This window comes from Draconibacterium halophilum, from assembly GCF_010448835.1.
Taxonomy (GTDB): domain Bacteria; phylum Bacteroidota; class Bacteroidia; order Bacteroidales; family Prolixibacteraceae; genus Draconibacterium; species Draconibacterium halophilum.
Genome location: NZ_CP048409.1, coordinates 1,001,707 through 1,017,421, shown reverse-complemented (window position 1 = coordinate 1,017,421; position 15,715 = coordinate 1,001,707). Strand labels below are relative to the sequence as shown.

At 39.5% G+C, this 15,715-nt stretch carries 12 protein-coding genes; all 12 read right to left on the bottom strand.

All coding sequences use genetic code 11. The features are described 5' to 3' along the window. Positions 1-26 precede the first annotated feature (26 nt). Positions 27-605 carry a TetR/AcrR family transcriptional regulator gene (locus tag G0Q07_RS04075; RefSeq protein ID WP_163344891.1) on the bottom strand — a complete coding sequence of 193 codons (579 nt, stop codon included), beginning with the start codon at positions 603-605 and terminating at the stop codon, positions 27-29. A gap of 172 nt (positions 606-777) precedes the next feature. Then, a complete protein-coding gene (locus G0Q07_RS04070) occupies positions 778-1,716 on the bottom strand; it encodes a sugar phosphate isomerase/epimerase family protein (protein ID WP_163344890.1) in 939 nt (312 codons plus the stop codon). Between the two features lie 204 nt (positions 1,717-1,920). Next, complete coding sequence (locus tag G0Q07_RS04065; protein ID WP_163344889.1) at positions 1,921-4,206, bottom strand: patatin-like phospholipase family protein; 2,286 nt, start codon at positions 4,204-4,206, stop codon at positions 1,921-1,923. Positions 4,207-4,295: 89 nt separating this feature from the next. Further along, complete coding sequence (locus G0Q07_RS04060) at positions 4,296-4,472, bottom strand: hypothetical protein (RefSeq protein ID WP_163344888.1); 177 nt, start codon at positions 4,470-4,472, stop codon at positions 4,296-4,298. Between the two features lie 60 nt (positions 4,473-4,532). Then, complete coding sequence (locus tag G0Q07_RS04055) at positions 4,533-5,303, bottom strand: LytR/AlgR family response regulator transcription factor (RefSeq protein WP_163344887.1); 771 nt, start codon at positions 5,301-5,303, stop codon at positions 4,533-4,535. Between the two features lie 112 nt (positions 5,304-5,415). After that, positions 5,416-6,486 (bottom strand): sensor histidine kinase, encoded by a 1,071-nt coding sequence (locus G0Q07_RS04050; RefSeq protein ID WP_163344886.1) that lies wholly within the window; start codon positions 6,484-6,486, stop codon positions 5,416-5,418. Between the two features lie 18 nt (positions 6,487-6,504). Further along, positions 6,505-7,899, bottom strand: a complete 1,395-nt coding sequence (locus G0Q07_RS04045) for a TolC family protein (RefSeq protein WP_163344885.1) — start codon at positions 7,897-7,899, stop codon at positions 6,505-6,507. 140 nt (positions 7,900-8,039) lie between these two features. Beyond that, the gene (locus G0Q07_RS04040; protein ID WP_163344884.1) at positions 8,040-11,099 is read right to left on the bottom strand and encodes an efflux RND transporter permease subunit; all 3,060 of its coding nucleotides are present in this window, start codon (positions 11,097-11,099) and stop codon (positions 8,040-8,042) included. Next, positions 11,099-12,262, bottom strand: a complete 1,164-nt coding sequence (locus G0Q07_RS04035; RefSeq protein ID WP_163344883.1) for an efflux RND transporter periplasmic adaptor subunit — start codon at positions 12,260-12,262, stop codon at positions 11,099-11,101. Before G0Q07_RS04035 ends, G0Q07_RS04040 begins: the two co-directional genes overlap by 1 nt. Positions 12,263-12,413: 151 nt before the next feature. Next, positions 12,414-13,184, bottom strand: a complete 771-nt coding sequence (locus tag G0Q07_RS04030) for a glycosyltransferase family 2 protein (RefSeq protein ID WP_163344882.1) — start codon at positions 13,182-13,184, stop codon at positions 12,414-12,416. 104 nt (positions 13,185-13,288) lie between these two features. Continuing rightward, positions 13,289-14,404: an adenylate/guanylate cyclase domain-containing protein gene (locus G0Q07_RS04025; protein WP_163344881.1), complete on the bottom strand. Its 1,116-nt coding sequence runs from the start codon at positions 14,402-14,404 to the stop codon at positions 13,289-13,291. Positions 14,405-14,414: 10 nt separating this feature from the next. Further along, the gene (locus G0Q07_RS04020; protein WP_163344880.1) at positions 14,415-15,578 is read right to left on the bottom strand and encodes a Pycsar system effector family protein; all 1,164 of its coding nucleotides are present in this window, start codon (positions 15,576-15,578) and stop codon (positions 14,415-14,417) included. Between the last annotated feature and the right edge of the window lie 137 nt (positions 15,579-15,715).

The window sequence follows — 15,715 nt, the reverse complement described above, 5'->3', positions numbered from 1 at the left end:
CAAAAATTCAAATCTGTTGTTTTTGCCTATTTCAAAAACTTAAAAATCAGTTTTAGTAAATGCTTAATATCCTCTTCGGCAATGATATCCCGATCGTTGTTTCTGTATTTTTGATTGATAAACTGAATGGTGGTTATTATCAATATCAGGTACAAATCACTAACGATGAGTGTCTTGTCCAAATCGTTGCTTGATCGTCCCAGTTCCATCAATTTTTCAAGCAGCATCTGTGTATTTTCCTGGATATGTTTATCGATTACGAAATTATAATCGTTGGTAAGCACGTATAAAAATTTCACCCGGATTGGCTCCTTGTTTGCCAATTCAACAAAATGGCGAATTATATTTTCAATGGTTTCATGAAAGGGGTTACCCTGTTCTATTAGTTTTTCGAACATGCCGAACACTTCGCTGTAAACCTCTTGTAAAATGGTGTTTACCAACTCGTATTTACCTTTGTAATGCATATAGAAATAGCCCGAAGCCACTTGTGCATCTTTTGAAATAAGTGCCACCGAAGCTCCTCCAAAACCATGGTCTACTACCATTTTCATGGTCGACTGTTTCAGTCTTTCAATTTTTGTTTGATCTGTAATCCGTGCCATATCTTCGAATTAATTAATGAACGTTCATTCATTAATGCAAATGTAGTTGCTTTTTAGAAATGACAGTTGGTTCTTTTTCCGAAATGATAAAATTTTAGGATGAGATAACATAAACGGGCACAAAAAAACCGGATTCTATTTGAACCCGGTTTTCAGTTAAGCTATTGTTTGCTTAAACGAATATTTTCGATTGTATATTATCGATACTTGCCTTCACTCCTTCAAAAGGTTTACCATTACCCTGGTTGTCGTCTTCCACAAAGAAATATTTCATTCCTGCAGTTTCGCTTGCGTCTAAAATACTTTTGTAATCTGCAACACCAGCACCAACAGCCACAATATCGTCTTTGTCTACAGTATAAAATGGCTCAACAACCTCGTCGCCCATACCTTTAAAGTGAAGCAGTTGGAAACGTCCGGGATATTTATTGAACATTTCAACAGGATCCTGACCTGCTTTCATTGCCCAATAACAATCCAATTCCATAGTAATCAGGTCCGCATCCATTTCTTTCAGGAATACATCATAATAAGGCACCATACCGTCGGTTGGTTTAAACTCGAAGTTATGGTTGTGGTAACCAAACTGAATACCTACATTTTTCATGATCTCGCCAACTTTATTCCACTCGGCAATCATCCTTTTGTAAGTTTCTATATTTCGGTCTTTTTCTTCAATCCAGGGCTGAACACAATATTCTATACCAATTTCGGCATGTGCATCGGCCATTTTCTGGGCACTTGCAGTAGTAATACCTTCGGCCTCAACACTGGTATGGCTACTTACTACTTTCATGCCATTGTCTTCCACCATTTTTTGGAATTCTTTTGGTGCCATGCCATAAAATTTACCATCGGAATACGAGGCCATTTCAACAAATTTGTAGCCCATGTCGGCAATTCTTTTTAACGAACCTGCCGCATCGGCTGCCATAGCATCGCGAATGGTGTACAGTTGCAGACCAACACCCATTCCGGTTGCTGCCTTAACTGTTGCTTCAGCTTGCTCTGCAGATTTTTTGCCTCCCGATCCACAGGCATAAGTTCCAAGTGCCAAAACACCAACAGCACCTGCCGTAGAAATTCTCAGAAATTCTCTTCTATCCTTCATGATTTTTATTTTAGTTAGTTATACTGTTATTCAATTTATTTCAATTAAAACTCTAAAAATAATGAGTTATTTTTTTGAGAGGGTTTAAAATTAGAAAGATTTTGCATAAAACTTCAAAATCAAAAGAATATGTCGCCTTTACACAACAACAATTAAGAGAAAAATTAAGCTTTTTTCAATTTTACGGAGTAAGTATCTATTAAATTAAAATGGGTATCCGACACTTAAATGAAACCGCGATTCATTATCCTGGTTATTGCCCGAAATGAGCAACTGTACTGGTCCTAACAAGGAATCGTACTTCAATCCGCAACTATATCCCCAAATATGATTACCAAAAGGCTGTGTTGTTAAATGATCGAATAAATCTTCGTAAGAATCGGCAGTGGCAGCCACATTAACTTTAGTTGTTATGTAAAGCCCGGAAGCTATTTCCCAACTAAGCGACGATTTGGCTAGCGCATAATTGTAGGTATAAAGCTCGGCATAATTAAAGCCGGTAAGATCTATAGACTGCAGTTTGTTGGGGTCGAATTGCGATCCGCCTAACATATAAATTCCGTTAGCACCGGCATCTTCCGAACTAAAACCGGCTCCCACTTCAAAATTATAGGTCAGCTTGCGGGCAAATGTTTTATACCAGTTATGATCGATTGTTAAGGTTGCATAAGCATCATTAACTTCGCCAATTAAATAGTCTCTCGGCTCTGTAGTGTTTAAATTCAAATCACTGTTAGCCGAAAAAATGTGCTGAAATCCAATATCTAGTTTTATTCCTTTTTTTGGGAAATAAAGGTCATCGGTGGTATTTATTTTATAATACAACTGATAGCCCCAATCATGAGACTTCAGGTAATCGAAATCGGCTTCAGGAAAGATTGATTGCAAATCTGCACGTGGTGTTAAACGGTTGTATTTATAGAATGCATTTCCTCCAAGTTGATGATTTAAACCAAACAAATACTCCAGCCCGTATCCTCCGCCAAAATAATCGCGTTTATAATTACCTGAGCGCTTGCCTCCGTCATAAAACGGAAGTTTAAAGCTGTAACTACTAATAAAGAAATAATCAGACAGTCGTTGTTTCTTGCCAACAAACCTATTTAGTTTAATCTCCATTCCCGGGTTTTCAGCAATATCAAAAGAGATTAACATCCGGGTTGCGGGAGCAATCATATTTCGCAAGGTGAAATTAGTGGTTATTCCAACCCCTAAATCATTGTTGTAACGCGGAGCCAGCTTTAACATTGCCCGAGGCGTTTCTTTAATGCTAAATTTCAAAATATAAGAATTGGGGGCTTCATCCTTTTTTAACGAATAGGTTAGTTTGGCAAAGTGTCGTGTGCCGTACATAAATTCAACGGCTTCGTCAATATCTTTATAACTAACTGAATCTCCTCCCTCCAGTCCTGATTTTGACAAAACAAAGTTCTTGTTCAGGTATTGTAAACCTTCAATTTCAATCGATGATAATTTTATTTTGTCCGGTTGCCGGATCTTGGTAACAGGCTCGAAACTGCGATTGTGTTTTTGGGCAAGCACTTTTAGGTCGTTAAACTTTTCACGTGCAGCATCTTCTCCGGCCTGCTCAATTTCCAATCCTTTCGAAAAATCTGCCGCTGAATAATCATGAAGGTCGGGAATGATCAACACTTCGCATTTGCTGAACTGTTCTTTTGCATCAAGAATTCCGCCCAAAGCTATTGATCGCTGCAGGATATCGGTTATCGATGTCATATCTTCGGCCGTTACATCGTTCTGAAAACCAACATAAACACCAATAATAATATCAGCGCCCATATTAATCGCTTCCTGAACGGGAAAATTCCGCGCCACACCCCCATCAACCAATAACATGGAATCCATTCGTACAGGCGAAAAAACGGTTGGAATAGACATACTTGAGCGAATGGCCCGAACCAAATCGCCGGAACTGTGCTCTACTGTTTTTCCCGATATCATATCAACCGACATACAATGAAACGGGATAGGCAACTGGTTAAAATCTTCGTGCGAAGTAAGCGGCCAAAACAATTCCGAAAAATAGGCTTCCAAATGCTGTCCGTTAATAAGACCGGCGGGCAGGTTTACTCTTTTTTCTTTTATGGGAATTTCAAACAGGTACTTCTCTGTTTCCTGTTTTTCGTCCATTGCAACATTACGCAATCTTTCTTTGTCAGTCAATAATAAGTCCCAATTGGCATTTTCGTTTATCTGTGCAAGCTCATCTGACGTATAACCCACAGCATACAAACTACCAACAATACTTCCCATACTTGTTCCGGTAATTATATCGGGGCGTATACCAGCTTCTTCAAGCACTTTAAGCACACCAATATGTGCCAGGCCTTTAGCTCCACCCCCGCTTAATACCAAAGCTATTTTGGGTTTCTCTGATGTATTTACTTCTTGTGAACAGACAGGAAAAACAGCCAGTAGAAGAATTATAATGGCTACGAGATGATAAGTTGTGAGGATCAAATTTTTCATACCCGAATGGCTAAGTTGATTTTCTTGTTTCATTAAGATTAAAACAATTCAGACCCGGGAAATAGTGTTAAATCCGGACCAACTTTATTTTAATCGCATGAATTTAAGAAATTAACCAATTCGTGCACATCTTTTTTTGATGAAAATGGATAACCACCGTTGGTTTGTAATGAATAAATATTGTGATACAAAAGACTCTCTTTCTGTGGAGTAGCATGTTCTATCATTGCAATTGCTTCCTGGTATAACTGGTCTCTATACTTCATTCTGATTCTAGTTTAACTGACAAATATATTATAATCTTATAGATAGTACCTGCATTTTACTTATTTCCCTACCCATTCTTTAAACTCTGTAGCCTTTAACCGGCTTATAGTAATCGGTTCATCTATAGGCGGAATTAATCTCAAAATCAATTTCCCTCCAAAATGATTTTCGAATTTACGTATGGCATCAATGTTCACAATTGAACTCCGGTTGGTGCGAAAGAATAATTCCGAATCGAGTTGTTCTTCCAGTTTTTCAATCGTTAAATCAATTACATGTTCTTTTCCCTGGAAAGTTACTGCTGTTGTAACCCGGTTTTCGGTATAAAACCAGGCTACATCTTCCACATCAAGTTTAAAATAGGATGTTGCTCCGCTTATCAGGAAACGTTGTCTGTATTTCTTTTCTCTGGAAGTTATTGCCTGTAACAATTCTTTATAATCGGGAGTGTTTTCGGGCTTCTCGTTTGATGCAGCAACCATGTGCTCGAATTTTTCGATTGCCAAACGCAGCTTATCCTCTTTCATGGGTTTCAGCAAATAGTCGATACTATTCACCTGGAAAGCCCGCAAAGCATATTCGTCGTAGGCAGTAGTAAATATTACCATGCTGGTTACGTCTACCTGGTCGAATATGGAGAAACTGATACCATCGGTTAGTTGAATATCTAAAAAGATCATGTCGGGTGCCGGATTACTTTTCAGCCAGGCCACCGTGCTCTTTACACTTTCAAACCACTCAACAATTTGCCAGTCGGGGCGTAGTTTTTCAACCATTCCTCTTAGCAAGCGGTAATTGTGCAGTTCATCTTCAACAATAATAACTCTCACTTCTTCCGTTTTTTAAATTCTCAGAATTCATTTTTCACCCCACTAATCTGGGTCGCAATATCTTCATTGTTTTTATATTTCACTGTAACCCTTGTCGCATTGTTTTGCGGCTTTATAACAAAGGCACTTTCACCTCAAAATATTTTTCGTCGTACTGAACAGCAATTTCTTTTTCTGTTAATATCTCGTATCGTTTCACCAGGTTTTTTAATCCTGTTTTTGTGGAATAGGACGCGGCTCTTCGATTCAAATTATTCGATACTACTAAATAATCATCTTCCACAAAAAGCTTTATCTGCAAAGGCGTTTCCCGGCTTGTAATGTTGTGTTTAATGGCATTTTCGATTAATAGCTGCCCGGTAAGAGGCGCTATATCTTTATCTAAAATGCTATCTGCCACGAGGTTTTCAATCTCAATCCCATCGCCCAACCGCTCTTTGTGCAGAGCCGAATAGGCTTTCATAAAATCCATTTCATCGGCTAATTTTACCAGTCGTTTATCTTTACTTTGCAGTACATACCTATATACGTCGGTAAAGTTTTCGGTAAACACTACTGCCACTTCCGGATTGTAAATAATTAAGGATTTTAGTACACTCAGGTTATTGAACAGAAAGTGTGGATTTAACTGATCTTGCAAAGAGTTGTAATCCATACGTAACTTTTCGCGTTTCATTTCGGCAATCTGTTCCTGCGAATCGAACCACTTTTGAGTAAAGCGGGCAATAGTAAGCGAGTTAGCTACCATTTGCACAAATACCAATCCGGTTATCATGCCCATAATTACGCCCGAACGAGAATCATCAAGAGTAAGCTTTGGCTCAACAAAATACATAATTATGCGGTGAGCAACATACAGAAATAACATTCCCACACCAATTTGAAGAAAAAGCCGTAATTTAATTTTTTTGGGTACCGGAAGAAAACGCTCCAGAATATTGTCAAGAGCTATTTGCAATTCGGCAGCACCATTAAATGATAAAATAATCACCAGATAAATTACAAATGGGATTTTCTCATCGAACCCTTTTGGTACTAATGTTACGTATGAAATAAAATGTAATATAAGAACAGCAATAATGCTAATTATTACAAACCTTCCCAATATGCTAAAAGGCTCGTAGCTGGGCAACCTCGTAGCAAGGTTTTGCTTTTTTGGGCTATGTAAATCCAAACACTTCATTACTCCTCAAATAATTTTCTAACTTTCTTCATCAGGCATATAAAGATTGCCGGTTACGCTTTGCCATTTGGTTTTCAACACTTCAAAACTCGCTATTGCCTGTATTAACTGTGCTTTTGCCTTAACCCACTGCGCTTGTGCATCCAATATATCAGTGGTTGTATTCAAGCCTACTTCAAAACTGGCTTGAGTTTCATCCCTACTTTCTTCAGCTTCGGCAACATTCTTTTTTGCCAAACGAATTGACTCATAAGCTTCTTCAACCTGAACCTGAACCTGCATTACTTCAAGATTAATCAAATCATTTGTATGTTGCAAATCGGTTTCGGCCTGTTGTACTTTTAATTGTGCGGCACGCTGTTTCTTTTTCCCTTGCCCCCACTGAAAAATTGGGATGGAAACCTGTGCTGCCAGCATCGGCTGAAAATCGATATTTTCGTTGAGATCTTTTACCCAATAACTGGTATATTGGGCGCTAACACCTACAGTTGGTAAATAATCGGCATGTGTAATTTTTGCATCCAGCTCCGAAATTTCTTTTTGCTTTTCCAGAATTTTAAGTTCGTTTCGCTTGTTACTTGCCTGTATCATTCCATCTTCCAGGTTAAACAATTTTACTTCAGGATTGGCCTCGTGACTAATTTGAATCTCATTATCCAATGGCTGTCCCAGAATCTGGTTCAAATACATTTTGGCCACTTTTAAACCGTTTCGCGCTTTTAACAAATTCAATTCGGCTTCGTTTTTCTGTACTGTTACCCGCAATTTCTCGCTGGCAGGCTGAAGCCCCACTTCATACATAGCAGTCATTTGCTCTTCCAACTCGGTAAGTAGTTTAATGTATTCGGTGGCGATAATAATATTCTCTTTAACAGTTGCTACCTGCCAAAAAGCCCGGTCGGTTTCTTCAATCACTTCCGAGTATTTCATGTTCAATGCCATATCTGCAATAGATACACCGGCATCAGCCTGCTGGTTTGAATACCTTATTTTACCTCCGGCATAAATCGCCTGGTTAATTTCAAAACCACTGTTTATAAGTGTCAGGCTACTAATGTCGATTGTAGTCCCCGGTTTCCAAACATTGCTTGTTCCCGAGAACTTTCCGTTTAATGCATCTTCTTCACTATCGGCTGTTTGCAAGAAATAACCTGGCATGCTAATTGGATCCATATTGGGCCGATGCATTAACGACGAAGAAAAGCCAAGCGACGGTAAAAAAGCCGTTCTGGCCACTTCTTGGTTTACCTGTGCCTCGCGGTTTTGTAAGGCTGCATTTTTCAATTCTTTATTGAAAGCCACAGCCTGCTCACGACATTCTTCAAGCGTCATTATTTTTTGTCCGAAAGTGTTGCCAAACACAGTAAGCAAAACGATAACTGTGCCGGCTATATATTTTATTGATTGATTCATCTGTATACTAATTTTTAGATTGAATTCTTTCTGTTTTCTTTTTGCAAAAAAGGATAACCCCGATCTTCTATCTGACCAAAGGTCAGAAACTGTCGTCCCCCGACCATTCAAAAAACGGGGCCACCTTTTTCACTATCTATCTACTCTACATTTGACTTTAATGCTTTTAATTTACTTCCATCAACACGGTACAAAACCGTGTAAAGAACCGGTACAACTACCAATGTAATTATGGAACCAACGGCCAATCCAAACATAATAACGATGGCTGTTGAGTTAAACATCGAATCAGTAATCAGTGGTGCCATTCCTAAAATGGTTGTCAGCGAAGCCATCATTACCGGACGCAAACGTGATAATGCTGCATCGATAGTAGCTTTTAAGCGATCTTTCCCGTCCTTGATATTTCGGTTTATTTCATCAAGAAGTACCACCGCATTTTTAATCATCATTCCAATTAATCCGAGTGCGCCAATAATACCGGCAAACGTGAGGTAAACACCTGTTGTTGCCAAACCAAGTACGATACCCACAAATGCAAATGGCACTATAAGGAAGATAATGATCGGCTGTTTCAGGTTATTAAATAAACCGATGATAATAATCGCCATCAATCCAATTGCGAGCGGCAGGAACATAAACAACGCCGAGTTGGCTTCTCCCGAACGTGCGGTAGCTCCTTCCCATTTTAACTCGTATCCTTCGGGCAAATCAATAGCCTCTACTTTATCCTGAAATTTCGCCTGAACTTCAGCAGCTGTATACCCGTCTGCAGCATCGCATTGTGCTTTTATTGCACGCCTGTTATCCAAACGGTGAATGAGTTCGTAATCCCATGTTACTTTCATGGTATCAACAATTTGCGACAGCGGCACACTTGCACGGCTTTGTTGTCCCCAAACCGGAATATTCATTAGTTGTTCTATGTTTTCGGCCACTCTGTTATCGGTGCGTAATACAATCGGCATCATTCTATCGCCTTCGTAAATGGCTCCAATTGGTCGTCCGTTGGTGGCTACCAAAATAGAGTTACCCATATCGGCACGCGATAATCCGAGCGGTTGTGCACGTTCAACAGAATAAGCAGGAACAATTTTTTTAGTTTGATTTTTCCAGTCGTCGGTAACATGAATAGCTGTCGGCTCTTCCAAAAAGATCTTTTTTGCCTGGTTGGCCAAATCCTTTAATACGGCAGGATCAGGACCTATAAACTGTGCTTCAATATCAGCAGCGGCAAATGCGGCACCGTATTCCTGTACCCTGAAAAATGCATTCGGATAATTATTATTTAAATACTTTTCTATTTCAGGAATAATTGTTGGCACCCTGTCGGTACTTTCTGTTTGCACAATTAAATCGGCATAGTTTGTTCCACCGGTTTGCATGTAACGCATTAACAAGTAGCGGGCGGGCGGGCGACCAACGGCTGCTGTAACCGAATGAACGTCATCCATTTCCAAAATACCTTCCTGAATTTGTTGAATATCTTTCTCCACTGCTTCAATGTCGGCTCCCTGTGGCAAGAAATATTCAATATAAAACTGGTCGTATTCAATTTTCGACATAAAGTCAACCTTCACAAAACGGAACGACCAGAATGCAAAAATCAGAATGGCAAATGAACCAAGGGCAAACATGTATTTATTGCGCACTGCCCATTTTAAAAAAGTGCCAAATATCTTGTACAATCCGCGGTCGTATGTCTCAGCATGTTCACCTTTCGGGCGTTCTTTACGGTAAAAATATTTGGCATTAAATGGTGTTTGAATCATGGCAAAGATCCAGCTTAACGTAAGCGATATAATAAGTACCGTAAACAGCGATGCGAGAAACTCGCCGGCTTCGTTGGGCGACATCCGCAATGGCAAGAAAGCCAGAATTGCAACCGCCGTTGCACCAAGCAATGGCAACGCCGTTCTTTGTGCGGTATTTACAAATGCTTTACTTCTCTTCATTCCGGATTTTAAGTCGACCAGAATTCCATCGGCAACAACAATAGCATTATCAACCAACATACCCATTGCCAGAATAATGGCTGCCAGCGTAACCCGGTGTAGTGGTAAGCCAATGGCCATCATCACAATTAAGGTTCCCATGATGGTAAAAATCAAACCGCTTGAGATAAGTAGCCCCGATCGAAATCCCATGGCAAACATCAGCACAATGATTACGATTCCTACCGACATGGCAAGGTTCATCATAAAATCTTTTACCGCATCATCCACGCGGTCGGGCTGGTAATAAACCTGGTTAATCTCGATACCAACAGGTAAATCTTTTTGTATCTCAGCCAGTTTCTCATCCAGCCGATCTCCCAATTTTACAACGTTAATTCCACTCTCGTTCGATAAGCCCAGCGTTAAACCCACTTTATTGTTGTAAAAAAGCGCCTCGTTTTTGGGCTCCAGGTACGATCTTTCTATGGTCGCAATATCTCCCAAACGGAAATTCCCACCACCGGGAACTTGTATCAAAAGGTTTTCAATTTCTTCTATCGATGTAATTTTCTGTCCAACACCAACACGAATCGACTCGTCGCCGGTTACAATGGATCCGGGATTGATAATAGCCGTTTCGTTTTGAATGGCTGCAGCAATGTACATTGGATTTACACTTAACCCGGCCAGTTTTTCGGGCGAAAAAACAATATCGATAGTTTCGGTTTGCTCACCAAAAATCTGCGAACGACGAACACCATTTACACTTAGAAGCTCGCGTTCGATGTATTCGGTGTATTTTGTCAACTCGTGATGCGAATATCCGTCGGCAGTGATTGAATATAAAATCCCGTAAACATCGGCAAAATCATCATTCACAATCGGCTCCATAGCGCCTGGTGGCAACGCCCCTTTTGCATCATTAACTTTTCGCCTCAGGTGATCCCAAAGCTGTGGCAACTGTGGTGTTTTTACTGTTGGTTGAATGTATATGGTAATTAACGACAAACCGGGGCGCGAAACAGATTGAATCTCATCAATATTTTCCAGTTTCTGAATAGCTTTTTCAAGTGGGTCGGTCACTTCCAGTTCAACTTCGTGTGCCGTTGCTCCCTGATAAACCGTAACTACTGTAGCCGCCTTAATCGGAATCTCAGCATCCTCCAGTTTCCCAATATTATTGTAAGCAATTACACCTCCCAGCAATACTGCAACGAGTATGGTGGAGATCATTGCTTTTTGATTCAGTAACTTTTCCAGCATTACAACAACCCTCCAATGTTAGTTACCGATGGTGTTTTAATGGGTTGAACTTTTTGTCCTTCAACCAGGAAATGTACGCCGGCAGTAACAACTTGTTCGCCGTTGTTTACACCTCTTACAATGTTTACACGTCCCTGATTTCCGTCGAGTGCAATTTTAACTTCACGCTTTTCAACTTTATTTGTTGATGGATTGAATACCCAAACGTAAGTGCTTGTTTTTTCGTGGAAAACTGCTGAAGCTGCCACCGAGAGCTGATTTTCCTCGGCACTGTTATATACCGTAACATTCGCTGTCATTCCCGGAGCTACTTTTAAATTATTCTTGTTTTCGAACGAAAATTTCACTTCGTACAAACCATCCTGCATGGCTTTTTCGCTAACGCTGAACAATTTCACCGGCAATTGGCTAATGCCTGCATTGGCTACATTCAAATAACTTTCTTTAGCATTATTTACTCGCTGAAGCTGACTTTCAGAAACTGAAACAACAGCTTCAAGATGCGAATTATCAATAATTGAAACAATCGGTGTTCCGGCTCCCACCGTTTGAAAATTCTCTACAAACTTCTCGTAGATATAGCCTGAAAAAGGTGCTTTCAGCTCGGTGTCGCGCAATTGGTTTTGTGCGTTTTCGTAAGCTGTTTTAGTCATCAGGTATCCCGACTTAATCTTTTCAAAGGTATTTTCAGGAATCTTGTCTTGCTCAACCAACTGCTTGTAACGTTTATACTCACCTTCGGTTTGCTCAAACTGAGCTTTAGTGGTTTCTATCTGCAGTTTGTAATCGCGCTTATCAATCTCTGCAATCACATCTCCTTGTTTAACGTAGTCGCCTTGTTTTACATCCAGTTTAAACAATGGCCCACCAACACGAAAAGAGAGCGAGGTAAGGCTTTTCTCCTTAATCTTTCCGTTGAGTGTCATCAAGTTCTGCGTGTCAGCATCGGTAACTGTCTCAATTTTTACATTTTTAATTGTTTCGGCCTGAGGCTCTTCTCCTGTACTGCTATTGCACCCTGTAAAGGCAAAAAGAGCAGCTGCTAATACGAGAAAAATGGTTTTGAATTTCATCCGTTTAAAATTTTCAAGTTTTGTAATATTTGCTTTAAAATTTGAGAACGGATGTAAGCGCTCCGCTCTCAAATAAACTTTTTTAATCATCCTTTTCGTGTAGTTATGATTAAATAAGTTCATGTTCGTTTCATACTACTATATTGTTTTTGTTTTCTAATCACATAACAAAAGTAACTGTGCTGATTATTAAAGATTTAGATTTGTGTACCGAATGACAAAATGAACTCCTGAAATGCACTTAAAACGTTTCAACATTTGTAATGCGCTCTTTCAGGTGTTTCATATACTTGTTCAACTGCAATTGTACACTTGAAATAGTTGATTGGGTATAATTCTGCGAATTCTGGATGTTATTCTGCACACGTTTCATCATTAGGTCGAAGTTGGAGATCAGCGCATTTGCAATTTCTTTATCGCCTTCTTGCCTTAGCCGAACGGTCTGGCTGTCCGTCTTGCGCTCCGTCCGCTCCAGGTCGTTCAATGCCTGGTGGCAAACCCGCTTTCCCAATGCCTGATAATAAATAGTAAGAAAAGCCTCTACCCCAAAAAATATCTCTTTCACATCGTTTAAAATGGGAAGCAAATCCGCTCTCAACATGGCTTTCTCACTCATCGCCGTTTCGTATGGGTCGGCACCATAATTAATGGTAAAACTGGCCGGATTGCCAATAACCATATCAGCCTGTTGATTTTGAATTGGGGCTAACATGGCTGCGAAATGATCTTTCCGCAAATGAACCAGATTGGCGTTGATAAACAGCACGATTTCGTTGCTGGCAAACTCAACGCCACAAGCCATTGCATAACTCTTTCCATGGCTTTCAGGCAGCTTTAAATACTCGAAATGATAATGCGGGACCAGAGCTTTCAGAACACTCTCTGTTTCATCAGTTGATCCATCATCAACTACAATTACTTCGGCATCTGGGTTATGTTTGCAACACGAAGCAACCACATTAAAAATGGTTTCCTCTTCGTTATAAGTACAAACAATAATGCTTGTTTTCATTGTTTTCTGTTTTCGGGAGCGAATATAAATCGGAAGAATGGAGTGAAGCGAGAGGAAATTCGTGAAATGATAAAACTACTACCTGGAGTGATAAGGCCTTTGTTTTAAGCCTGATGTACTTCGTAAATTTTTATCGATCTCTTCTTACCAAAAAACTTAATCAGGTCAACGTATTCAATTTTATATTCTTTGGTACTTTTTATCAGTTTTACGGCAAATTTGTTGGTTACCAAAATCTTTTTACTGTAGCGCTTACACTGTTTTTGAATGCGCGCAGCAGTGTTTAACACATCGCCATGAAAAGCCAACTCGCGCTTAATCTCGCCAACTTCAGCAGCCATAACTTTTCCAACATTTAACGATGCCGTAAAAACAGGCATCATGCCATACTCCTGTTCAAAATAATCGCGTCGTTTGTTCAATGCTTTTTCATACAGAAAAAAGAAATCTACTGCCCTTTTATACGACGGTTCTCGTTTGGCATCCCACGATATTACCACCTCGTCGCCAACAAACTGATATACGCGCCCGCGCGTTGCCAGCAGCGAATTTGATACACATTTAAAACAATCCTGAATAAAATAGCTGTACTTTTCGTGCCCCAATTTTTCGGCCACCGCGGTTGACGATTCTAAATCAAGAAACATAAATATCAACTCTTCTTCCCTGGGTTTTTGGTAGTACCCCATCATAATTTTCCCGAGTGGAACATACCCAACCTGTTGTAAAAGTGTATTAATTAACTGGTAAACGTAACCTCCAACAAACAATACAATTAGAAAAAAAAGGATGGTTGAATTGAATAAAAACTTTGGTAAATGCGATATAGACTCGGCGAAACTCAGGTCTTGTGCTACACTGTAATGTACAATTCCTAACAGAATACTTATTATTAAAAAGATAAGGATATCGAGAAAAACAACACCCACTGCCAGCTTGCGCATTTTAAAGTTGCGTACCAGGCGAGGATACAACTTATTAAGCGTAAACCAACTTAAGGTAGCAAACAGCGAAATAACCACCGATGACCACACTACTTCTTCAACTAAAAAGCTCATTCCTTTTGATAACATATCGCCCATGTGGTCGTCGCGGGCACCAAGCAAACGCATAAAAAGGGCAAATCGGATTACCAAATTCCAGTATAATAAGGTTAACCCCAGCAGTAAAAGCTGGTGTCGCCGTACTGCCCCTTTATATGTTCTTTCAAGTCTTGGCATTTAACAATAGTTACAAATATTTTGAGAGATACTGGAATAAGAACGTGAGCACCGCCACTACAAAACTGACCAAAAATACGCGGTAGGAATAACTTAGCAGTTTATATTTTTTAGCCAAAACCTTTCCCAGATTGTATTGATCTTTGGTTAATGTTCCGTACAAATAATCGTAATCGTTCATCATCTCTTTCACGCCCTTTTCATACGTCTCATAAGGCATTTTAAAAAAGTTTCCAAAAAACAGCAGGTTGAGCTTTCGTTTTTTCAGGTCTTCATCGCTGTAATTTCCCGTTCCATACTTTGGAATAACTGAAAAAATAGCAAATACAAGCGATATTAAACAGCCTATAATTAATATAATCCCCGGAACCAGGAAATTATGTTCGCTGGTTTGCAGCGTTAGCGCACTTGTACTCATTAACACTGAAACCAACACCGCATTAATTGTGAGCATGATATTGGCTTTATTGTCGGCAATAGAACTTAAATTAATTTGGTTACGGGCTGTTAGCCTGAACATGGTTTCGATACCACGCGCTGTACTTTTCTGAGCACTTTTAGGCACACTCGTTTTTTTATTGCCCGACAATTTTTTGATGCGTTTTTCTACTTTCCTGATATTTTTTAATCGAACCGGTTCAAAAGTATTTTTGGCGTAGTTGGTATAATATTTAATCCCCAAAATAAAATCAAGCGTTTGTTTCCAATAGTCTCGTTTCGAACATTTTCGTTCCACAAAGTTGCACATCTCTTTACGCAGCAAATTCGAGATTTCCATAAAATTATCCATTCCTGCATGCGCAAAATCTGCATCGCCAATTATTTCTTCCAGTAATGAATTCTTTGGCGCTCCTATTTTTGTTGCACCAATGCACTTTTCCACTTCAACAATAAATTCCTCATCCATTCCTTTTTCAGAGAGAAATTGCCGTGCAATTTTACAGCCCTCCGCTTCATGGTCTTTTAACGAAACGGCATGACCAATATCGTGAAACCAGGCTGCCACCACCACAATATCTTTACTTCTTTCGTTCAAACCTTCTGCGTCGGCAATGGTTCCCGATACCTGAGCAACCAAGCGGGTGTGTTCAATGGAATGATAATTTAACAAAGCCGAAACTTTTTCCTCGTAATATCTGATAGCAAACGCCTTAACCTCTTCAACAATCTTCATCTGCCAATTTTTTTTTATTTTCTGAATATTCAGAATCTGTCAACTAGTAAACAGTAACTCTTATTAATTTTACTGAAGTTAAAAATAACTACTTTTGAATCAAAGAAAACAACAAAATACACAGAACTTTAATTTTT

Coding starts and splice junctions, on each gene's coding strand:
- G0Q07_RS04075 (WP_163344891.1), bottom strand. CDS start 605: ATGGCACGGATTACAGATCAAACAAAAATTGAAAGACTGAAACAGTCG.
- G0Q07_RS04070 (WP_163344890.1), bottom strand. CDS start 1,716: ATGAAGGATAGAAGAGAATTTCTGAGAATTTCTACGGCAGGTGCTGTT.
- G0Q07_RS04065 (WP_163344889.1), bottom strand. CDS start 4,206: ATGAAAAATTTGATCCTCACAACTTATCATCTCGTAGCCATTATAATT.
- G0Q07_RS04060 (WP_163344888.1), bottom strand. CDS start 4,472: ATGAAGTATAGAGACCAGTTATACCAGGAAGCAATTGCAATGATAGAA.
- G0Q07_RS04050 (WP_163344886.1), bottom strand. CDS start 6,486: ATGAAGTGTTTGGATTTACATAGCCCAAAAAAGCAAAACCTTGCTACG.
- G0Q07_RS04045 (WP_163344885.1), bottom strand. CDS start 7,899: ATGAATCAATCAATAAAATATATAGCCGGCACAGTTATCGTTTTGCTT.
- G0Q07_RS04040 (WP_163344884.1), bottom strand. CDS start 11,099: ATGCTGGAAAAGTTACTGAATCAAAAAGCAATGATCTCCACCATACTC.
- G0Q07_RS04035 (WP_163344883.1), bottom strand. CDS start 12,262: ATGATTAAAAAAGTTTATTTGAGAGCGGAGCGCTTACATCCGTTCTCA.
- G0Q07_RS04030 (WP_163344882.1), bottom strand. CDS start 13,184: ATGAAAACAAGCATTATTGTTTGTACTTATAACGAAGAGGAAACCATT.
- G0Q07_RS04025 (WP_163344881.1), bottom strand. CDS start 14,404: ATGCCAAGACTTGAAAGAACATATAAAGGGGCAGTACGGCGACACCAG.
- G0Q07_RS04020 (WP_163344880.1), bottom strand. CDS start 15,578: ATGAAGATTGTTGAAGAGGTTAAGGCGTTTGCTATCAGATATTACGAG.